The organism is Streptomyces violens (genome assembly GCF_000717745.1).
Lineage (GTDB): Bacteria > Actinomycetota > Actinomycetes > Streptomycetales > Streptomycetaceae > Streptomyces > Streptomyces violens.
In genome coordinates this window covers 274967-295240 of sequence record NZ_JOBH01000006.1, presented here as the reverse complement: position 1 = coordinate 295240, position 20274 = coordinate 274967, and the positions used below count along the sequence as shown (strand labels likewise).

Annotated in this window: 16 protein-coding genes and 2 pseudogenes; 13 read left to right on the top strand and 5 right to left on the bottom strand. The window is 69.9% G+C overall.

The annotated features are described in order from the left end of the window. Positions 1-45: 45 nt before the first annotated feature. The 3 genes from IF04_RS0113760 to xdhC are packed head-to-tail and all read left to right on the top strand — an operon-like array spanning position 46 to position 4740. Entirely contained in the window at positions 46-1527 is a 1482-nt protein-coding gene (locus IF04_RS0113760; RefSeq protein ID WP_030255650.1) for a xanthine dehydrogenase small subunit, read from the top strand. Next, a complete protein-coding gene (xdhB, locus tag IF04_RS0113755) occupies positions 1524-3914 on the top strand; it encodes a xanthine dehydrogenase molybdopterin binding subunit (protein WP_030255649.1) in 2391 nt (796 codons plus the stop codon). Before IF04_RS0113760 ends, xdhB begins: the two co-directional genes overlap by 4 nt. A gap of 1 nt (position 3915) precedes the next feature. Continuing rightward, on the top strand, positions 3916-4740 hold the full coding sequence (gene xdhC / locus IF04_RS0113750) for a xanthine dehydrogenase accessory protein XdhC (RefSeq protein WP_030255644.1): 825 nt from the start codon (positions 3916-3918) through the stop codon (positions 4738-4740). A gap of 21 nt (positions 4741-4761) precedes the next feature. On the opposite strand, the gene IF04_RS0113745 is transcribed toward xdhC, so the two are convergent. The 3 genes from IF04_RS0113745 to IF04_RS0113735 all read right to left on the bottom strand — a co-directional run bounded on the left by IF04_RS0113745 (position 4762) and on the right by IF04_RS0113735 (position 6613). Further along, positions 4762-5751 carry an aldo/keto reductase gene (locus IF04_RS0113745; protein ID WP_030255639.1) on the bottom strand — a complete coding sequence of 330 codons (990 nt, stop codon included), beginning with the start codon at positions 5749-5751 and terminating at the stop codon, positions 4762-4764. Positions 5752-5799: 48 nt separating this feature from the next. Continuing rightward, positions 5800-6213, bottom strand: coding sequence for a (R)-mandelonitrile lyase (locus tag IF04_RS0113740; protein WP_030255636.1), 414 nt, complete (start codon positions 6211-6213; stop codon positions 5800-5802). Between the two features lie 76 nt (positions 6214-6289). Continuing rightward, the gene (locus tag IF04_RS0113735; RefSeq protein ID WP_030255633.1) at positions 6290-6613 is read right to left on the bottom strand and encodes a carboxymuconolactone decarboxylase family protein; all 324 of its coding nucleotides are present in this window, start codon (positions 6611-6613) and stop codon (positions 6290-6292) included. Between the two features lie 222 nt (positions 6614-6835). On the opposite strand from IF04_RS0113735, the gene IF04_RS0113730 reads away from it, so the two are divergent. After that, positions 6836-7750 (top strand): helix-turn-helix transcriptional regulator, encoded by a 915-nt coding sequence (locus tag IF04_RS0113730; RefSeq protein ID WP_425428414.1) that lies wholly within the window; start codon positions 6836-6838, stop codon positions 7748-7750. Positions 7751-7761: 11 nt separating this feature from the next. Here IF04_RS0113730 and IF04_RS36590 read toward each other — a convergent pair whose 3' ends face one another. Next, positions 7762-8475 (bottom strand): ANTAR domain-containing protein, encoded by a 714-nt coding sequence (locus tag IF04_RS36590; RefSeq protein ID WP_051831219.1) that lies wholly within the window; start codon positions 8473-8475, stop codon positions 7762-7764. A gap of 477 nt (positions 8476-8952) precedes the next feature. On the opposite strand from IF04_RS36590, the gene IF04_RS0113720 reads away from it, so the two are divergent. Beyond that, the gene (locus IF04_RS0113720) at positions 8953-9690 is read left to right on the top strand and encodes a GAF and ANTAR domain-containing protein (protein WP_037959303.1); all 738 of its coding nucleotides are present in this window, start codon (positions 8953-8955) and stop codon (positions 9688-9690) included. 12 nt (positions 9691-9702) lie between these two features. Here IF04_RS0113720 and IF04_RS0113715 read toward each other — a convergent pair whose 3' ends face one another. After that, entirely contained in the window at positions 9703-10185 is a 483-nt protein-coding gene (locus IF04_RS0113715; protein WP_030255622.1) for a DUF5994 family protein, read from the bottom strand. A 285-nt stretch (positions 10186-10470) separates the two neighbouring features. Between IF04_RS0113715 and IF04_RS37355 the strand changes: the two are divergent. The 8 genes and pseudogenes from IF04_RS37355 to IF04_RS0113675 form a co-directional block, all read left to right on the top strand. Continuing rightward, positions 10471-10608, top strand: a pseudogene (locus IF04_RS37355) (DUF5994 family protein); the annotation flags it as partial. A 266-nt stretch (positions 10609-10874) separates the two neighbouring features. Further along, positions 10875-11903, top strand: coding sequence for a ferredoxin reductase (locus IF04_RS0113705; protein WP_051831248.1), 1029 nt, complete (start codon positions 10875-10877; stop codon positions 11901-11903). Positions 11904-11955: 52 nt separating this feature from the next. Then, complete coding sequence (locus tag IF04_RS0113700; RefSeq protein WP_078600268.1) at positions 11956-13119, top strand: fatty acid desaturase family protein; 1164 nt, start codon at positions 11956-11958, stop codon at positions 13117-13119. Between the two features lie 228 nt (positions 13120-13347). After that, on the top strand, positions 13348-14484 hold the full coding sequence (locus IF04_RS0113695; RefSeq protein WP_030255612.1) for an FAD-dependent oxidoreductase: 1137 nt from the start codon (positions 13348-13350) through the stop codon (positions 14482-14484). Positions 14485-14731: 247 nt separating this feature from the next. Continuing rightward, a complete protein-coding gene (locus tag IF04_RS0113690) occupies positions 14732-15535 on the top strand; it encodes an SDR family NAD(P)-dependent oxidoreductase (protein ID WP_030255609.1) in 804 nt (267 codons plus the stop codon). Between the two features lie 276 nt (positions 15536-15811). Continuing rightward, complete coding sequence (locus IF04_RS0113685) at positions 15812-16642, top strand: PP2C family protein-serine/threonine phosphatase (protein ID WP_051831217.1); 831 nt, start codon at positions 15812-15814, stop codon at positions 16640-16642. 74 nt (positions 16643-16716) lie between these two features. Further along, a complete protein-coding gene (locus IF04_RS0113680; RefSeq protein WP_051831216.1) occupies positions 16717-18834 on the top strand; it encodes an ATP-binding protein in 2118 nt (705 codons plus the stop codon). A gap of 123 nt (positions 18835-18957) precedes the next feature. After that, positions 18958-20058: pseudogene (locus IF04_RS0113675) on the top strand (pectate lyase family protein); the annotation flags it as partial. Between the last annotated feature and the right edge of the window lie 216 nt (positions 20059-20274).

The following is a 20274-nucleotide window of genomic DNA, read 5'->3' as shown; positions in this document are numbered from 1 at the left end:
GAACATGATGAATCAACCTGCCCCGCACCGAAACGAAGGCCCGTCATGGTAGCGGCACGGATAACGGTCAACGGGAAAGAAACACCGATCGCGCCGGCCGCACCCCACACCACGGTGCTGGATTTTCTGCGCGAGCGTGGCCTCACCGGTACCAAGGAGGGCTGCGCCGAGGGTGAATGCGGCGCCTGTTCGGTCCTGGTGGCCCGTCCAGGGGTGAACAAGCCCACCGACTGGGTGGCGGTCAACGCCTGCCTGGTCCCCGCCGCGGCGCTCGACGGCCAGGAGGTCATCACCTCCGAAGGTCTCGCCACTGCCGGCGAGCCCGGCGTGCCGCCCGCCCTGCACCCGGTACAGGAGGAGATGGCGGTCCGCGGCGGCTCTCAATGCGGTTACTGCACACCGGGATTCATCTGCAGCATGGCCGCCGAGTACTACCGACCCGACCGCTGCACGCACGCGGACTCGGGTCACGGCGCGGACCCGGCCGACAGCACCGACGCCGAGCACGGACCGAACGGTTTCGACCTGCACGCGCTGAGTGGCAACCTGTGCCGCTGCACCGGTTACCGCCCGATTCGCGACGCCGCGTTCGCCGTTGGGGAGCCCACCGACGACGATCCACTGGCGCAGCGTCGCGAGCAGTCGCCGCCCACCCCGGTTGCCACCGAATACCACCAGGACGACAGCGCGTTCCTGCGGAAGAGCACCCTGGCCGAGACGCTTCAGTTGCTACGTGAGCGGCCCGACGCGGTGGTGGTCGCCGGATCCACCGACTATGGCGTCGAGGTGAACATCCGCTCCCGCAGGGCGGATTGCGTGGTCGCCATCGACCGGCTGCCCGAACTGCGGGAGCTGCGCGTCGAATCCGACTGCATCGAGATCGGGGCGGCGCTGACGCTCACCGAGATCGAACGCCGCCTCGACGGCGACGTCCCGCTCCTCGCAGAACTGTTCCCGCAGTTCGCGTCCCGGCTCATCCGTAATGGCGCGACCCTCGGCGGCAACCTGGGCACCGGCTCCCCCATCGGTGACAGCCCGCCGGTGCTGCTCGCCCTTGAGGCATCGGTGGTACTCGCCGACGCCGACGGTGAGCGTGTGGTCCCGCTGGCGGACTACTTCACCGGCTACCGGCAGAGCGTGCGCCGTCCCGGCGAGCTGATCCGCTCGGTGCGCATCCCGCTGCCGCTGTCGCCGGTCGTGGCCTTCCACAAGATCGCCAAGCGGCGCTTCGACGACATCTCCAGCGTCGCCGTCGCCTTCGCGCTCGACATCGAGGACGGCATCGTCCGCAAGGCGCGCATCGGTCTGGGCGGCGTGGCCGCCACCCCGATCCGCTCCCTCGCCACCGAGGCCGCCCTGGAGGGCGAGCCGTGGACGGCGAGTACCGTCGAGGCAGCGGCCCGGGTGCTGCGGGGCGAGGGCACGCCGATGGACGACCATCGCGCCAGCTCCCTCTACCGTTCCGCGATGCTCGGCCAGAGCCTGTTGAAGCTGTACGCGCAGACCACCGAGAAGGTGTCGTCATGAGCCATTTGTCCGAGCGTCCCGAAAAGCCCGTCGTCGGCGTCTCGATGCCGCACGAGAGTGCCTACCTGCATGTCACCGGAACCGCGCTCTACACCGACGACCTGGTCCAGCGCACCAAGGACGTGCTGCACGCGTATCCGGTACAGGTCCTGAAGGCCCACGGCCGGATCACCGCGCTGCGCACCGAGCCCGCGCTCGCCGTGCCCGGCGTGGTCCGCGTGCTGACCGGTGCCGACGTGCCCGGCGTCAACGACGCCGGGATGAAGCACGACGAGCCGCTCTTCCCCGACGAGGTCATGTTTTACGGCCACGCGGTCGCCTGGGTGCTCGGTGAGACCCTGGAGGCGGCCCGGCTCGGTGCGGAGGCCGTCGAGGTGGAACTCGATGAACAGCCCTCTCTGATCACGCTGCAGGACGCGATCGAGGCTGGCAGCTATCACGGCGCCCGGCCCGTGATGGTGCACGGCGACATCGACGCCGGCTTCGCCGAGTCCGCGCATGTGTTCACCGGCGAGTTCCAGTTCGCCGGTCAGGAGCACTTCTATCTCGAGACGCACGCGGCGCTGGCCCAGATCGACGAGAACGGGCAGGTGTTCATCCAGAGCAGCACCCAGCACCCTTCGGAGACCCAGGAAATCGTCTCGCACGTGCTCGGTGTGCCCAGCCACGAGGTGACGGTGCAGTGCCTGCGGATGGGCGGCGGCTTCGGCGGCAAGGAGATGCAGCCGCACGGCTTCGCGGCCGTCGCCGCGCTCGGCGCCAAGCTGACCGGCCGGCCGGTCCGGTTCCGGCTCAACCGGACCCAGGACATGACCATGTCCGGCAAGCGCCACGGGTTCCACGCCACGTGGAAGATCGGCTTCGACGCCGACGGCCGCATCCAGGCCCTCGACGCCACCTTGACGGCGGACGGCGGCTGGAGCCTGGACCTGTCCGAGCCGGTCCTCGCCCGCGCGTTGTGCCACATCGACAACACCTACTGGATCCCCAACGCACGCGTCGCCGGTCGCATCGCCAAAACCAACACGGTCTCCAACACCGCCTTCCGCGGCTTCGGCGGGCCGCAGGGCATGCTGGTGATCGAGGACATCCTGGGCCGCTGTGCGCCGCAACTCGGCCTGGATCCCATGGAGTTGCGGGAACGCAACTTCTACCGGCCGGATCAGGGCCAGACGACACCGTACGGCCAGCCGGTCACGCAGCCCGAACGGATCTCCACCGTCTGGCAGCGGGTGCAGGACGACGCCGGCATCGCCGATCGCAAGCGCGAGATCGCTGCCTTCAACGCCGCGCACCCGCACACCAAGCGGGCACTTGCGATCACCGGCATCAAGTTCGGCATTTCGTTCAACCTCACCGCCTTCAACCAGGGCGGCGCGCTGGTGCTGATCTACAAGGACGGTTCCGTCCTGATCAACCACGGCGGCACGGAGATGGGCCAGGGCCTGCACACCAAGATGCTGCAGGTGGCCGCGACCACGCTGGGCATCCCGCTGCACAAGGTCCGGCTGGCCCCGACCCGTACCGACAAGGTGCCCAACACCTCTGCCACCGCCGCCAGTTCGGGAGCGGACCTGAACGGCGGGGCGGTGAAGAACGCCTGCGAGCAGCTGCGTGCGCGGCTGTTGCAGGTGGCCGCCTCTCAACTCGGCGCGAACGCCTCGGACGTGCGCATTGTCGAGGGGGTCGCGCGTGCCCTGGGCAACGACACGGAGCTCGCCTGGGACGACCTGGTCCGCACCGCGTACTTCCAGCGGGTCCAGCTCTCCGCGGCCGGCTACTACCGCACCGAGGGCCTGCACTGGGACGCGAAGTCCTTCCGGGGCTCCCCGTTCAAGTACTTCGCCTACGGCGCTGCCGCCACCGAGGTGGAGGTCGACGGCTTCACCGGCGCCTACCGCATCCGGCGGGTGGACATCGTGCACGATGTCGGCGACAGCCTCTCCCCGATGATCGACATCGGTCAGGTGGAAGGCGGCTTCGTGCAGGGGGCGGGTTGGCTGACGCTGGAAGACCCGCGCTGGGACACCAGCGGCGGCCCGAACCGCGGCCGCTTCCTGACCCAGGCCGCCAGCACCTACAAGCTGCCGAGCTTCTCCGAGATGCCGGAGGAGTTCAATGTCACGCTGCTGGAGAACGCCACCGAGGAGGGCGCGGTATTCGGCTCCAAGGCGGTGGGTGAGCCTCCGCTGATGCTGGCGTTCTCGGTGCGCGAAGCGCTGCGGCAGGCCGCCGCCGCGTTCGGGCCCGCCGGAGTCGGCGTGGAGCTCGCCTCGCCCGCGACACCGGAGGCGGTGTACTGGGCGATCGAGGCGGCCCGCAGCGGAGCCGCGGGGAACAGCGGCATCGAGGCCCCCACCACCGCAAGCGCCTTGAGCAATGCCTGACATGACCTGGGTGGCCGCGGTCGCGCGGTTGCGAGCCCGCCGGGAGACCGGCGTGCTCGTGACCGTCGCGACCGTGCGCGGCCACGCACCCCGCAAGGCCGGCGCCAAACTCGTCGTGGGACAGACCGGGACGTGGGGCTCGATCGGCGGCGGCAACATCGAGGCCGTCGCGATCGACCGGGCCCGGGAGCTGATCGGCTCGGCCGATCCGGAGCCGGAGCTGATGGACTTCGCCCTCAACGACAAGGTCACCGGCCGGCACGGCGTGCAGTGCTGCGGCGGAGCCGTCAGCGTGCTGCTCGAACCGCTGCCGGTGGTACCGGCGGTGGCGATCTTCGGCGTCGGGCACGTCGGCCACGAGCTGGCGCGCATCCTGGCCCGCCACGACCTCGATCTGCACCTGATCGACACCCGCCCCGACATGCTCACCGACGAGCGGCTCGACGTGCTCGCGGACGCGGTGGCGCAGGTCCACGTGCATCACACCCCGCTGCTGCCGGAGGAGGTGCTCGAGGAGCTGGCACCCGGTACCCACGTCCTGATCATGACCCATGACCACGCCGAGGACGCCGCGCTGTGCGACGCCGCCCTGCGCACCACCGGTCTCGGCTCGATCGGACTGATCGGCTCGGCCGCCAAGTGGGCGCGCTTCCGCAAGCGCCTGGCCACCGAGGGCGGTCACGACGACGCCACCATCGATCGGATCAAGACGCCGATCGGCCTGGCCGACATCACCGGCAAGGAACCCGCGACGATCGCCGTGAGCGTTGCGGCCGATTTGCTGCGCACCTTCGAATCAGGCGAACCGCCCCTCGTCCGACGTTGAGCTGACCGGGCGGTGTGCGGGTTACCTGTCGATTTGGCGTTCCAGGTGCTCGGGATATCGGGCACCCTGGATATCGATCCTGTCGACGGCGCTGTGGATCCGGGCGAGGTCGTCCTCGGTGAGTTCGACCTCGGCGGCGGCGAGGTTCTCCGCCAGCCGCGGGAGCCGGCGCGTGCCGGGGATCGGCACGATCCAGGGCTGCTGGGCCAGCAGCCAGGCCAGGGCGATCTGGGCGGGAGTGGTGTGCCGGCTCTGGGCGATGGTGCCGAGCAGGTCGGCCAGTGCCTGGTTCGCCCGGCGGGCTTCGGCGCTGAAGCGCGGGATGCCGGCGCGGATGTCGGAGCTGTCGAAGGTGGTGTCGGTGTCGACCTTGCCGGTGAGGAATCCCTTGCCCAGGGGGCTGAACGGGACGAAGCCGATGCCGAGTTCCTCCAGGGTGGGCAGGATCTCGGTCTCGGGACCGCGCCACCACAGGGAGTACTCGCTCTGCAGCGCGGTGACCGGCTGGACGGCGTGGGCGCGGCGGATGGTGCGGGCGGCGGCTTCGGACAGGCCGAAGTGTCGTACCTTGCCCTCGTCGATGAGTTCCTTGACCGCGCCGGCGACCTCCTCGATCGGCACCTCCGGGTCGACGCGGTGCTGGTAGTACAGGTCGATCGCATCGACACCGAGGCGGCGCAGCGAGCCCTCGGTGGCCTTGCGGATGTGCTCGGGCCGGCTGCACAGCCCGGTCTGCTTGCCCTCGTCGTCGAAGGCGAACCCGAACTTGGTCGCGATGACGACCTGGTCGCGGACGGGGGCGAGGGCCTCGCCGACCAGTTCCTCGTTGACATACGGGCCGTAGACCTCGGCGGTGTCGAAGAAGGTGACGCCGCGCTCCACGGCGGCCCGGATGAGCGAGATCATCTCGTCCCGCCCGCCGGGGTTGGGTCCGTAACTCTGGCTCATCCCCATGCAGCCCAGGCCGATCGCCGAGACTTCGAGGTGCTGTCCGAGGGTGCGCTTGTCCATCGTGGTCTCCTGCCGTTGGCAAACGTGCGGGGCGTGCGGGGACGGTCGTCAGCCGTTGGCGGTGGCGAGGGCAGCGGCGTACTGCTCGTCGGTGACCGGCTCCAGCCAGGTGGTGCCGTCACCGGCTCCGTCGCCGACGACGAGGGCGAGGTGGGCCATGAGGTGGGTATCGGTGGCGCCGTGCCAGTGCTCCTCCCCGGCCGGGCACTTGACGGTCTCGCCGGCGCTGACGCGTACGACGTTGCCGTCACGGGTGCCGACCAGGCCGACGCCATCGGTGATGTGGAGGACCTGGCCCAGGGCGTGGGAGTGCCAGTTGGTGCGGGCGCCGGGGGTGAAACGCACCAGGCCTGCGGCCAGGCGGGCCGGCTCGGTGGGAGTCTCGATCAGATTGAGGTAGACGTCGCCCGTGAAGCGCTCGGCCGGGGCCTTGAGAGTGGGGGTGTCGGTGAGGTGTTCCATGGCTCGTTTCCTTGGTCCAGGACGGTGACGGTGTACGTGATGCGGATATCGGTCGGCCGGCTGTCTGCCGGCAGGGTCAGGCGGCGCCGCGCTCCTCGGCGATCTTCTTGAGCCGGGTGATCGCGGTCATGGCGTTGGGCCAGCCGGCGTAGAAGGCCAGGTGGGTGATGGCCTCGGACAGTTCCTCGACGCTAAGGCCGTTGTCCAGGGCCACGCCCAGGTGGTAGCCGAGCTGCTCGCTGCGGTACAGCGCGGCCAGCACACTGACGGTGACCAGGCTCCGGTCCCGCGGGGACAGGCCGGGCCGCTCCCAGATGTCGGCGAACAGCACGTCATTGGTGACGTCCACGAGCTTCGGCGCGATCTCGGCGAGCTCCTGGGGCGCGGACTGCTTCGGCATGGGTCAAACTCCTCGGTACGACGTGCGGGGACCGGCCCGTAACACTCTGTAGCACGCTGTGCTGCATGGGGCCGTCCGGCACCCGACTCGCCACGGATTTCCGGAGGTGCCGGGGCGCGGTCGGCTGCCGCTGTCCAGGAAAGAGCAGGTCAACGAGGTGAGGAAGGGTCTGCCGTGCCAGGTACTGACAGGACCCCCCACCCGTGCGCCGACCGGCTTAGCCTGGAATGCGTGAGTACTCAGAGCGACATCCGCGAGTTCCTGGCCTCCCGCCGCGCCAAGATCACCCCTCAGCAGGCCGGGCTGCCCGCCTACGGCGGCAACCGGCGCGTTCCGGGCCTGCGCCGGGAGGAAGTCGCCCTGCTCGCCGGCGTCAGCATCGACTACTACGTCCGCCTCGAGCGCGGCCGCCTCGCCGGAGCCTCCGAGGAAGTCCTCGACGCCATCGCGAACGCACTCCAGCTCGACGACGCCGAACGCGCCCACCTCCACGACCTGGCCCGCGCCGCGGCCAAACGCCCCGTCCGCCGCACCAAGCGCGCCCGCGGCCCGCTGCCGGACAGCGTCCTGCGCGTCCTCAATTCCATGAGCGACTCCCCCGCCTTCGTACGCAACGGCCGCCTGGACATCCTCGCGACCAACCGCCTCGGCCGGGCCCTGTACTCCCCGCTGTACGCCGACAACGCCCCCGAGCCCGTCAACATCGCCCGCTACCAGTTCCTCCACCCACACGGCCGTGACTTCTTCCCCGACTGGGAGGAGTCCCTCAACACCACCGTCTCCCTGCTGCGCACCGAGGCCGGCCGTGCCCCGCACGACAGTGACCTGACCGGACTCATCGGTGAACTGGTCACCCGTAGCGAGGAGTTCCGCACCGCCTGGGCCAAACACAACGTGCGCCTGCATCACACCGGCCGCAAATCTTTCCGGCACCCCGCCGTCGGCGTCCTCGCCCTCGACTTCGACGCGATGGAACTGCCGGCCCAGCCCGGCCTCACCCTCACCGCGTACAGTGCCGAACCCGGCACCCCCGGCCACGACGCCCTGGCCCTCCTGGCCAGTTGGTCCGCCACCACAGCCCACGAAGAGGCTCGCCACGAACACCACGGTCCTCGCGCACAACTCGGCGAACCATAGGCGCCACAGCGCTAGTCGGGAAGGTCCAGGCCCTCGTGGACGATGGCGTGGGCGAGGTCGCTGAGATCGAGGCCATGGCTGTGGGCGTGGCCGCGCAGCCGATCGAGTGCGTGGTCGGCGGAGACGTTGTGTCGCTGGATGATCACGCCGATTGCCTGGTGGACGACTGCCTGGGGCGGTGCGAAGTGGAAGAAGGGGGGATCGTCCTCGGGCGCGGGGGTACAGGCGGCCTGGAGGAGGAGTTGGGCGGCTTCCAGGTGGATGCGGGCGGTGTGCTGGTCGGCCGGGGACAGCGGGCCGGACCGGTCGCGGTAGAGGGACAGGACGATGCCCGCCCGGTCCGCGAAGCGGGGGTGGGATGCGGCGGGCAGGGCGAAGGCCGCGTAGATGCCACTGGCCTGGGCTTGATCGGCGAAGACGGGCCACAGCCGCACGGTGCCGGGGTCGGTCAGATCTGCCGCGAGTACCGTGGCCCGCTGCTGAAGGGCTTGCACGCACGGCCCCTCGCCAAGGTTGATCTGCAGTGTCTCGCCCGCGTCGGCCAGCGGGCCGTCGCAGCACAGCGAGATCCGGCGGGCCAGGGCGGCGTCCGCAGCCAGTGTCAGCCCTACGGAGCACGGAGCCCGCAGCGCCGTCCGGCACGCGGCGGCGATGGAGCCCGGCCCGTCGCGGTGGCGGGCAAGGTAATAGGCCAGTCGCGCGGCCTCCGGCCGCGTGCGCCTCACGGGAGGCTCAGAACACAGTTGTTCAGAACACAGTTGTCGGGGCCGCCAGCGGCCCAGCGTGCGTCCATCAGTACGGATCCGGTCTCCGGCACTCACCGCCGATACTGCCCGATCGGAAGCCAATGTCAGGATAGCCGTGGGAGAAACAGCGTCATGCGCGGGCAGCTGTCTCCAGCCTACGCCCGACCCCCACCGGAATGGCCGTGTGGAGGCGCGGGCTCAAGGTCCCCGGACCGCGAGGCACCTCGCGGCGAGGCGGGTATACGGGCGTTCGGCCGGACTCACGGAGCCGCGCTCGGGCGTAGTCTGGCCACAGGGCAGCGCTGGTATTCCGGGTGGTCTCCACCCAGCCCCCGTGCATGACGTTTCCGGTCCGGTCGCTGACATCGACAACCGGAGGCTGCTGTGCCCATTCCGCCCTTACCAGAGCCAGGGCCACCCGCACCTGATGGGCCTGCACCCCCCCCGTCCCGTGAAATGCGGGTGACGGCCGCGCTGATCGACGTTGCCGACACCCTGGTCGCCGACTTCGACCCCGCCGACTTCCTGTACCGCGTCGCCGAACACTGCATGGACCTCTTGGACATCGGCGACGCCGGGGTGATGCTGGCCGCGCCCGGCGGCCCGCTGCGCCTGGTCGCCACCACCTCCGAACAGGTACGTCTCGTAGAACTCTTCGAACTCGACGCCCGCGAGGGCCCCTGCCTCAGCGCCTACCGCAAGGGCGCCGCCGTCGACCACTCGGACCTGGCCCTCCATTCCCGCTGGCCGGACTTCAGCGCCCGCGCCCAACGCGCCGGCTACCGCTCCGTGCACGCCAGCCCGATCCGGCTGCGAGAGGAGACCATCGGCGTGCTGAACCTCTTCCGCCACGCCACCGGCCCGCTGTGCGAAGCCGACCAGCGCCTCGCCCGAGCCCTGGCCGATGCCACCGCCATCTCCCTGCTCCAGCAGACCGTCCTGGACCATCACCGCACACTGAGCACACAGCTCCAAGGAGCCCTGAATACCCGCACGGTCATCGAACAGGCCAAGGGCTATCTCTCCTCCCACCACGCCATCGATCCCGCCACCGCCTTCCAACGCCTGCGGGCCCACGCCCGCCACCACCAGATCCGCATCGCCGACCTGGCCCGCGACGTCATCGACGGCACCGTCACCCTTCCTCTCCCGCCCAACGAGGAGAGCCCCCGGCAGGACGGAAGAGCACCCTGAGCGGAAAGCCCGTTACTCGGTCCCGGGGTCGGGGCGGGTGGCGACGAGGATCTGTGCGGCCGGGGTGATGTTGTCGGCGCGGACGGCGCGGGCCATCGCTTCGCGGGCGGCGTCGGCGGTGGCGTCCGGAGGGACCACCAGCAGGGCGAAGTGGTCCTTGTCGCCGCGGGTGATGAGAACGGTGTCGTCGCCGACCGGATCGGAGTCGAGGTGTACGACGCGGTCGTCGATGACCAGACGGGTCGGGAGGCTCTCCCAGGCGGATGCGTCGAGTCCTACGCGGGTGATCGGCCCGAGGTGCTCGGTCAACACACTGATCAGCTCGGGCAGCTCGGTTTCGATGTTCCTCGTGCGCGGCCACCACGCACCGTCCAGGACTCCCTGCCGGGACCGTGTGGTCTCCAGCCGCAGCAGTGCGACACCGGGTTTCACCGCCTGGTGGATCGCGTCCGGCAGGAGCAGCAGGGGTGTCTGGGGAGTGTCGGAGTCAGCCATGAGGGTCCGCCCGTCTACGGGGTACGGCCGTCACCTCGTCGCAGGGCCGGCACCGATGCGGGTGCCCGGTCGCCTGAGGTGCACGAGCATGCCGTCATTACACGGTACTCCCGCCGCCCGCGCCGCCGCTCACCACAGCGAACCGGCCACTCCCCCAGTCGGAAAACACCTGGTCACACGGGTCAGAGTCAGCCGAACGGGTGTACAGTCAAAGTACTGGGAGTATTTCGCACACCGGCTTCCACGCGGGTGTCATTTCCGGTGACCATAAAAAGCCGGATTGCCGTCGGCCGCCGGGACCTGCTGGTGATCCCGCCCGAGACCGAGCCCTCGGCCGCGGCCCGGCTGATGGCCGCCGCCGCGATCCCGGGCAGCGTCCTGACCGCAGGCGCGCTGATGGCGGACGAAGCCGTCATCGGGCAAGGCATCTCGGCCTTCTGACGCGAACCGTCGGTGCAGCGATTCCGGTCAAAGGCTAGGCCGGCGTTGCAGCGCGCTTCGGCGGATTACCGCCCTGCCGCTTTGCCTCCTGCCCCCTGGGCTCGTAAGAGTGGACGGGTCGAGGAGAGGACATCCGGAGCATGGCCCGTCTCTTGCATCGCAGTGCCCTGTCCGAGAGGGTCGTCCGCCTGGTACTGGGAGCAGCGGGGCGGCTGACCACGCCCCTGCTCCCGGACGACTACCTGGCGATGGCCGATCCACTGCTGTCGCGGCGGTGGCCCGCCGGGCGGGTCGAGGAGGTACGGGCGGAGACCTCGGACGCGACGACCCTGGTCATCCGTCCCGGCCACGGCTGGCGGCCCGCTCGCAGAGCCGGGCAGTACGTCCCGGTGGGCGTGCGGATCGGCGGGGTCCTGCACTGGCGCACCTACTCGCTCACCGCCCCGCCCGGCAGGCCCGGAGACCCGTTCACGATCACGGTCAGGGCCCTGCCGGACGGCCGCGTCTCCCGTCACCTGGCCCACCGCCTCCAGCCCGGGGAGGTACTGCGCCTCGGCCCGGCCCAGGGCGACTTCCATCTGCCCGACGCGCCTCCCCGGCGACTGCTGCTGCTCACCGCCGGGATCGGCATCACCCCGGTCATGGCCATACTGCGCGCCCTCGACAGTGATGACCGGCCGGCAGAGGGCACCGACGTACTGTTGGTGCACTCCGCTCCCGATCCCGCCCGCACCGTCTTCGGCCCGGAACTGCGGGCGATGGCCGAGGACTTGCCGTGGTTCCGGCTGTACGAGCACCACACCCGCGCCGGCGCCCGCCCGGCCGGCCACCTCACCCCGGAGCAACTGCCCGCCCTCTGCCCGGACTGGCGCGAGCGCGACACCTGGGCCTGCGGCCCCGCCGCGCTGCTGGAATCCGCCGAACGGCTCTGGGCCGCCGAAGGACTCGCCGAGCGCCTGCACATCGAGCGGTTCCGGCCCCCACCGCTGTTGCCGTCCGATGCCACCGGCAGTGCCGCCCCGGGCGTACCCGTGCAGTTCGCCGCGAGCGGCGTGGAGACGGCCGCAGGCACCGGTACCCCGCTGCTCCACGTCGGGGAGGCCGCCGGGGTGGCCATGCCGAGCGGCTGCCGCATGGGCATCTGCTTCGGCTGCGTCAGCCCGCTGCTGCACGGCCGCGTCCGCGACCTGCGCACCGGCGAAGTGCACGGAGAGCCGGGCGACCTGATCCAGACCTGTGTCTCGGCCGCCAGCGGCCCCGTCGCCCTCGACCTGTGAATGCCCGCACCGTCCTGAGCACCCCGCGAGCCTCACCGGAGGAGCCACCACCATGAGCACAGCCGTTACGACCCGTCCGACCGTTCCGGCCCTGCCCGCCCCGTCCGACCGGCCCGACCCGTCCGCCGCGCCTCCGCACGGTACGGACACCGAAGCCCTGGGCCGTGAGCTCGACCGTATCCGCGCCGACGTCCTCGCCCGCCGCGGCGATGAAGACGCCCGCTACATCCATACCGTCGTGGCCGTCCACCGCCGCTTGGAGATCGCCGGGCGGGCCGCTCTGGCGGTGTCCCTGCTGCCGCCGGCTTGGCTCGCCGGCACGGCCGCCCTCAGCACCGCCAAGATCCTGGAGAACCTCGAACTCGGGCACAACATCATGCACGGCCAGTGGGACTGGATGCGTGACCCGGCGATCCACTCCACCAGCTGGGAATGGGACAACCCCACCCCGGCCTACGCCTGGAAACACACCCACAACCACATCCACCACACCTGGACCAATGTCGTCGGCCGCGACCGCGACCTCGGATTCACCGTCCTGCGGATGAGCAAGGACCAGCGCTGGCACCCCGCCCATCTCTTCCAGCCCGTTCTCGCGGCCCTGGGCGCGCCCTTCTTCGAGTGGATGGCTGCCTTGTACGACCTGGAGGCCGACGCCGTACTCCAGCGCCGCAAATCCCTGCGGTCCTTCCTCCGCGACACCGCCAACACCGTGCGCAAGGGAGCCCGCCAAGCCGCCAAGGACTACCTGCTCTTTCCGCTGCTCGCCGGCCCGTCCGCCGTGCCCTGCCTGCTCGGCAACTTCACCGCCAACACCGTGCGCAGCCTGTGGGCCCACACCGTGATCTTCTGCGGCCATTTCCCCGACGGCGTCCGATCCTTCACCGAGGAAGAGATCGAGGACGAGACCCGGGGTCAGTGGTACCTGCGCCAGGCCCTCGGCTCGGCCAACCTCGAGGGCGGTGCCGTCTTCCACGTCCTCACCGGCAACCTCAGCCACCAGATCGAACACCACCTCTTCCCGGACCTGCCCAGCAACCGCTACGCCGAGATCGCCCCCCGCGTCCGCGAGGTCCTCACCGCGCACGACGTCCCGTACACCACCGGCCCCCTCCTCAAGCAGTACGCCTCCACCTGGGCCCGCATCTGCCGCATGGCCCTGCCGGATCTGCCCATCACTTCGGTAGCGCGCCGGGTGCTGGCGGCGGCTTCTTGACCCCTACGCCTTGAGCGCGGGGACAAAGGCAAGGAGCGAACGGGCGGACGCGGAGCGGGGGCTGACGTGAGCCCGCGTCCGCCAGTGGACCGGGGCCGGTGTCGGGTGGTTGTCGGCGGTGGTCGGTGATCTGTCGGGGATCTGTCGATGGCTGCCGGGACAGTGGATCCGGTCGGCGCCACCCAACACCGGCACCGGCAGCGGTCCACATCACGAAGGAAGCCCCCCATGACCACTGACGTCACGATCATCGGCGCCGGGCTCGGCGGCCTCACGCTCGCCCGCGTCCTGCACGTCCACGGAATACCGGCCACGGTCTACGAGGCGGAGCCTTCCCCGGCTGCGCGCTCGCAGGGCGGGATGCTCGACATCCACGACTACAACGGACAACTCGCCCTCGAAACAGCCGACTTGATGGACGAGTTCCGCGGCCTCATCCTGGAGGGCCGCCAGGCGATGCGGGTCCTCGACCCGGACGGGACCGTCCTGTTCGAGAAGGACGACGACGGTACGGGAGGACGCCCCGAGGTGCAGCGCGGCGAGCTGCGCCAGATCCTGCTCGACTCACTCCCGGCCGGCACCGTCCGGTGGGGGCACAAGGTCAGGAGCACCCGCACGCTCGGCGAGGGGCGCCACGAGGTGTCGTTCGCCGACGGCACTACGGTCGCCACGAACCTGCTCGTCGGCGCGGACGGCGCGTGGTCACGGGTACGGCCGCTGCTCTCCGCCGCCGCACCCGAGTACACCGGCAAGTCGGTCGTCGAGACCTACCTCTTCGACGCCGACACCCGGCACCCAGCCGCCGCGAAAACTGTCGGCGGCGGGTCGATGATCGCGCTCACGCCCGGCAGGGAGATCTTCGCTCACCGGGAAAGGGGCGACACCCTGCACGCCTACGTGGGGCTGTCCGAGCCGCAGGACTGGTTCGCCGCCATCGATTTCGCCGACGCCGCCGCGGCCACCGCACGCATCGCGCAGGAATTCGACGGCTGGGCGCCGGAGCTCACCGCGCTGATCACCGACGGCGACACCGCGCCGGTCCTGCGCCCCCTCTACGCCCTGCCGACCGGGCACCGGTGGGACCGGGTGCCGGGGGTGACCCTGCTCGGCGACGCCGCCCACCTCTCGGCCCCGAACGGCGAAGGCGCCAACCTGGCCATGCTCGACGGCGCCGAACTCGGCAAGGCCCTCGCCACACACCGCCACGACATCGAGGCCGCGGTCACCGAATACGAACAAGCCATGTTCCCCCGCAGCAACGAGGCCGCCATCTTTGAAGGCGCCGAGGCCCACGGGACCGACTCCGACAACAACACAGCCCACGACCTGATCGCCGCATTCACCCGGCACGAACGGTCCCAATAGGCCCCATCGTCCCATCCGCCATCGGCGCCGCGCTCGCCGGCGCCCGCTGCCGGGCGACAGCCCACTGGCTGCGGCGGGCGGCTATATCAACCTGCCGCCACCCGCGCACGCATTATCCGGAAATCGCGTGGGGTTGGCCGCCGGGCTTCCTACGATGCATCGCATCAAGCCATTCAGGGCCGAGGCGTCACGTCGTTGGGCCGAGCGGCCCTTGTCGTCGCCGAGTCGGCCCACAGAAGGAGGCTCCATGACGCCATATGACTTGACCGGGCGAACGGCGCTGGTGACAGGCGGTGCGCAGGGGCTGGGAGCCGGTATGGCCGAGGCGCTCGCCCGCGCCGGCGCGGCCGTCGTGATCGGCGATGTGCAGAAGGAGGCCGGCGGGGAGACCGCAAGGTCACTGCGGGAGTCCGGTGCCACAGTGGAGTTCGTCCCCCTCGATGTGGCCGAGGACGCGAGCTGGGAGTCGGCCGTCGGGCAGATCGTCACCGAGCTGGGTGGCCTGGACATCGTCGTCAACAACGCGGGTGTGCTGGCCTCGGGGCTGATCGCCGACTTCGAGCCGCAGGCTGTCAGCGAGATGCTGGAAGTGAATGTCCTCGGGGTCGCGCTCGGCATCAAGCATGCCTTCCGGGCCATGCGCCCCGGCGGCCCGGCCGGGGATGGCGGTGCGGTCGTCAATGTCTCGTCGGTGGCCGCGACGGTCCCCTTCCCCGGCATCGCCGGATACGCGGCGACCAAGGCCGGAGTCGACCGGCTGACCCGCGTGGCCGCGCTGGAGTCCGGCAAGCTCGGCTACGGCGTGCGGGTCAACTGCGTCTATCCGGGCCTGGTGCCCACCGCGATGGGTATCCAACTCGCGCGGGACATGGAGGAGCTGGGACTTTGGCCCAGCGCGGAGGCGGCCGTCGGTGAGGTCATCGGGCTCACCCCGCTCGGCCGGCTCGGTGAGGTCAACGACATGGCCGATGCGGTGGTCTTCCTCGCCTCCGACGCGGCCCGCTTCGTCACCGGCGCGGGTCTGCCGGTCGACGGTGGCATGGGTATGTAAAAAAAGGAACTTGTGCACGGTAAAGCGGCGTATGAGCGGCCGGCGCGGAATGGCGTTCGGTCGAGGGTCCGGGTCATTCCTTAAGATCCGGGCGATACATCGGCTGATCGAGCTGGAACGGCGATGAAGTCTCCCCGGGACTACTCCTGGTACTTTCCCGCAGCGGCAGGTGCGGGTGCCGCAGCCATTCTCGGCACGCTCGCACGTGAACCTTCCGACACCGTGATGGCCGGTGCCTGCATGGCACTGGTAGCGGCGTCCTCCGGTGTTTCAGCGATGAGACTCCGTCGCCAGGGGCGGGGCCTCAAGGCGCTGCGGGCGGTGGCGGAGACGGTCCAGCGGGAGATGCTGCGACCGCTGCCGGACCGGCTCGGGGAGCTGCGTACCGCGGTCCGCTACGAGACCGCGCAATCCGGGGCGCTGGTCGGTGGAGATGTCTACGACGCCGTCCATACGCCGTTCGGCGTGCGGCTGTTCATCGGTGACGCGATGGGCAAGGGCCTGTCGGCGGTGGGGACCGCCATGGATGCCCTCGGCGCCTTCCGTAACCTGGCCCAGCACGAGCGGCGATTGCCCGCGCTGGCACAGCGCATGGACTCGGTCCTCGCCGGCCGGGACGGCAGCGTGGACTTTGTCACCGCCTTGTTGATCGAGGTCCCCGACGGGAGTGACATCGCCGAGCTGGTCTGCTGCGGCCACCCGCCACCGCTGCTGATCCGCGCCGGCCGGGCCACCTTCGTGGACGTTCTGCCGCCGTCGCCACCGCTCGGCCTCTTCGGCCTCCAGGACGACTGGTGCCGGGCGGGCACCGTACCGCTGGCCGGCAACGACCGGCTGCTGCTCTACACGGACGGCGTCACCGAAGCCCGCGACGCCAAGGGGGACTTCTATCCACTCGCGGAGCGGGCGGCGGTGCTGAACGACGACGATCCCGAAACCTTCCTCGACGTCCTCACCGCCGACCTCATTCAGTACTCGATGGGCAAACTGCACGACGATGCCGCGCTTTTGCTGATCGACTTCGGAGAAGTTCGTGCACGTGCGCGCCAAGCGTGGGCGGAAAGTTGCCAAGCGCCTCGGAAGAGTGCCAGGAGGCCCATACGGTAGGGCCCACCAGGGGGCATGTCGGTGGCCGTGCCCATCCCTGAACAATGCGTCCATATCGCTGAGGTGAGGCGGCTGTGGCTGGCGTTCTGCCTACGGAAAAGCCCGGCTTCATCGGCCGTAGCCGTGAACTCGCCGCCCTGCGGCAGGCGTGGCAGCATTCCCGGTTGGTGACACTGACCGGGATCGGCGGTGTCGGGAAGACCCGCACCGCGCTGCGCGCCGCCGCCGAGAGCGCGGGCAATTTCCGCGATGGAGCCTGGTTCGTCGAACTCTCCGGTCTCCAGGACAGTGAGTTGCTGATGCACGCGGTCGCCAGGGTGCTGTGCCCCACCGACCACACGACCCGGTCCGTGGAGGAGGCGCTGGCCGATCACCTCAGTACCAAGCATCTGCTGCTCATCCTCGACACCTGCGAACACCTCGTAGATGCCTGTGCGGACCTCGCGGACCTGCTGCTGCGCGCCGCCCCCGGGCTGCACCTTCTCGTCACCAGCCGGCAGCCCCTCGGCATCCCCGGCGAACATGCCCTCCTCCTGGAACCGTTGCCCGTCACGAAAGACGCGGTCGCCCTGTTCGCACAGCGCGCCCTCGCCGCTCGTCCCGGCTTCACACTGGCCGGCCGCAACAGGGCGACCGTGGAGCGGATCTGCACGCGGCTCGACGGCATTCCGCTCGCTATCGAACTGGCGGCCGGGCGGCTGCGGACCGAGACCCTCGAGGACCTCCTCGACCGCTTGGACGACCGCTTCCAGCTCCTCGTCGACGAGGAGGCCATCACCGAGAAGGCCGCCGGCGATCCGGGCGGGCCGCTCCACATCGCCTTCCGCCACGACACGCTGCGCACGGCGATCGGCTGGAGCCATGAGCTGTGCCGGCCGCACGAACGGCTGCTGTGGGCCCGGCTCTCCGTATTCGTCGGCGACTTCTCCCGCGCGGCCGTCGAGCACGTATGCAGTGACGACATCCTGGAGAGGGCGGAGATCGGCGAGCTGCTCACCGGGCTCGCCGAGAAATCGCTCCTGGTCCGGGAGAGAGGACCGGACGGCGAGCGGTTCCGTCAGCTCGACACCGTACGTGCGTACGGCGCCGAGTGGCTGCGGCTCCTCGGCGAGGAGCTGCCCCGGCGCGCCCGCCACCTCGACTGGTGTCAGGCGTTCGCCGAGCGGGGTGAACGCGACTGGTTCGGCCCGGGTCAGGCCGCCGTCTTCCGCGCCACCCGGCGCGAGCACGCACAGCTCTTCGCCGCCCTCGACTTCGCGCTGTCCACTCCGGGCCAGGAGCAGGCCGGGCTGCGGCTCGCCGGGACACTCTGGTTCTACTGGGTAGGCTGCGGGCTGCTCGGCGACGGCCGCTACTGGCTCGACCGTGCCCGCGCCCTCGGGCCCGATCCCACCCACGAGCGGCTCAAGGTGCTCTGGGTGGGCGGCTATGTGGCCATCCTCCAGGGCGACTCGGAGGCGGCCACGGCCATGCTCACCGAGTGCCGTTCGCAGGCGCTGCGGACCGGCCACGACGCCGCGTACGCGTACGCCACCCACCGGCTCGGCTGTGCCGCACTGATTCGGGATGAACACCGCACGGCGCAGGCGCTTTTCGAGTCCTCACTCAGCTGCTACGCCGAACTCGACGAGCTGAACAGCAATGTGATGATGGCTCAGGTCGAACTGGCCATGGCCCTCGCCTTCCAGGGTGACCTGGAGACCGCCGTCGGCCTCTGCGCGGAGGCCCGCTCCCTCTGCGAGTCGCACGGCGAGCGCTGGGCCAAGGCATACGCCCTCTACGTCCTTTCCTACGCGGCCTGGACCGCAGGACGGTATGACGAGGCCGCGAAGCTGGCACAGGAGTGCCTGGTCATCAATTACGAGTTCCGCGACCTGGTCGGCGTGGTCCTGCCCATCGAACTCATCTCCCTGTTCCGCGCCTCCAGCGGGCACAGCTTCCCGGCCGCTCTGCTGCACGGCGCGGCCCGGCGTATCTGGCGGAAGGTCGGGCTGCCGCTTTTTGGCTCCGCGTACTTCAACGCCCCGCACGAAGCGGCCGTTGCCCTCGCCCGTAAGGCCCTGGGTGACGATCAGTACGCAGCGGCCGTGGAGTACGGCACCCGGCTCCCGCTGGGCGAGGCGGTCGCTTCGGCGCTGGCCGAGGTGGACCAGCTGCTCCGGAGATCCGAGCCGGAGATGCGGCTCCCGTGAGGCGACTTCCGGGAACTCCGTCATCGCTGGAACCGGCAACCTTCCCAGGCAACCTCGACGCCCGCTGCGGCAACTACAGCATGCAGTAGCACCCAGCGTTCGAAGACGAATGGGGAAACGAGCATGAGACCAGTCACAGTGCGACTCCGTGCGGCGACGGCCATGGTGGCCCTTGCGGCCGGGGCCGGTGTGGTGCTGTCGGTACCGGAGGCGTCGGCAGCGGCCGGTAGCGCCACCGGCTACGCGACCCAGAACGGCGGGACCACCGGCGGCGCGGGCGGGCAGACGGTACGGGCCACCACAGGGACCGCGATCCACACGGCCCTGTGCAACCGGGCCAGCAGCAGCACCCCGATCACCATCGAGGTCGAGGGCACCATCAATCACGGCAACACCACCAAGGTGTCGGGCGACAGCTGCAACACCGCCGCCGGCGTGATCGAGCTCAAGCAGATCAGCAACGTCACGATCGTCGGAGTCGGCAGCGGAGCCGTCTTCGACCAACTGGGCATCCACATCCGGGAATCCAGCAACATCATCATCCAGAACGTGACGGTCAAGAACGTCAAGAAATCGGGCTCCCCCACCTCCAACGGCGGGGACGCCATCGGCATGGAGAGCGACGTCCGCAACGTCTGGGTCGATCACACCACGCTGGAAGCATCGGGCGGCGAGTCGGAGGGGTACGACGGCCTCTTCGACATGAAGGACAACACCCAGTACGTGACCCTCTCCTACAGCATCCTGCGCAACTCCGGCCGTGGTGGTCTCATCGGGTCCAGCGAGAGCGACGTCTCCAACGGCCACGTCACCTTCCACCACAATCTGTACGAGAACATCGACTCACGGGCTCCCCTGCTACGGGGTGGCACGGCCCACATGTACAACAACCACTACGTGAGCCTCAACGAGTCCGGCATCAACTCCCGGGCGGGAGCGCGCGCCAAGGTGGACAACAACTACTTCGAGGACTCCAAGGACGTCCTGGGCACCTTCTACACCGACGCTGCCGGTTACTGGCAGGTCAGCGGCAACACCTTCGACAACGTCACCTGGTCCGGCCCCGGCGAGGACTACCGCCCCGCCGGCCCGAACCCGCAGTCCAACACCTCGGTCAGCATCCCCTACTCCTACAGCCTCGACGAGGCCGCCTGCGTGCCGGACATCGTGAGCCGGACCGCGGGAGCCGGTAAGGGACTGCAGGAGTCGAACGGCGACTGCTCGGCGTAGTCGCCGATCACGGCACCGCCCGAGACCGCACCGGAGAGTTCGAGACGTACGTACGCCGGACAGCGGCATGGTGCCACCGTCCGTACGGGCCCGACAGCCATCGGCCCCGTACGGACGGCCGCACAGCCCTGACCAGCGATTCCGCGGACACCGCCGCCTCCACCATTACCGAGGGGTAGGCACGTGGCTGCTCTTGCTATAAAGTCCGTC

Excerpts from the sequence above, each read along its gene's own strand:
- IF04_RS0113760 (WP_030255650.1), top strand. The coding sequence starts at position 46 with ATGGTAGCGGCACGGATAACGGTCAACGGGAAAGAAACACCGATCGCG.
- xdhB (WP_030255649.1), top strand. The coding sequence starts at position 1,524 with ATGAGCCATTTGTCCGAGCGTCCCGAAAAGCCCGTCGTCGGCGTCTCG.
- xdhC (WP_030255644.1), top strand. The coding sequence starts at position 3,916 with ATGACCTGGGTGGCCGCGGTCGCGCGGTTGCGAGCCCGCCGGGAGACC.
- IF04_RS0113745 (WP_030255639.1), bottom strand. The coding sequence starts at position 5,751 with ATGGACAAGCGCACCCTCGGACAGCACCTCGAAGTCTCGGCGATCGGC.
- IF04_RS0113740 (WP_030255636.1), bottom strand. The coding sequence starts at position 6,213 with ATGGAACACCTCACCGACACCCCCACTCTCAAGGCCCCGGCCGAGCGC.
- IF04_RS0113735 (WP_030255633.1), bottom strand. The coding sequence starts at position 6,613 with ATGCCGAAGCAGTCCGCGCCCCAGGAGCTCGCCGAGATCGCGCCGAAG.
- IF04_RS0113720 (WP_037959303.1), top strand. The coding sequence starts at position 8,953 with ATGCGGGTGACGGCCGCGCTGATCGACGTTGCCGACACCCTGGTCGCC.
- IF04_RS0113715 (WP_030255622.1), bottom strand. The coding sequence starts at position 10,185 with ATGGCTGACTCCGACACTCCCCAGACACCCCTGCTGCTCCTGCCGGAC.
- IF04_RS0113705 (WP_051831248.1), top strand. The coding sequence starts at position 10,875 with ATGGCCGATCCACTGCTGTCGCGGCGGTGGCCCGCCGGGCGGGTCGAG.
- IF04_RS0113700 (WP_078600268.1), top strand. The coding sequence starts at position 11,956 with ATGAGCACAGCCGTTACGACCCGTCCGACCGTTCCGGCCCTGCCCGCC.
- IF04_RS0113695 (WP_030255612.1), top strand. The coding sequence starts at position 13,348 with ATGACCACTGACGTCACGATCATCGGCGCCGGGCTCGGCGGCCTCACG.
- IF04_RS0113690 (WP_030255609.1), top strand. The coding sequence starts at position 14,732 with ATGACGCCATATGACTTGACCGGGCGAACGGCGCTGGTGACAGGCGGT.
- IF04_RS0113685 (WP_051831217.1), top strand. The coding sequence starts at position 15,812 with ATGAGACTCCGTCGCCAGGGGCGGGGCCTCAAGGCGCTGCGGGCGGTG.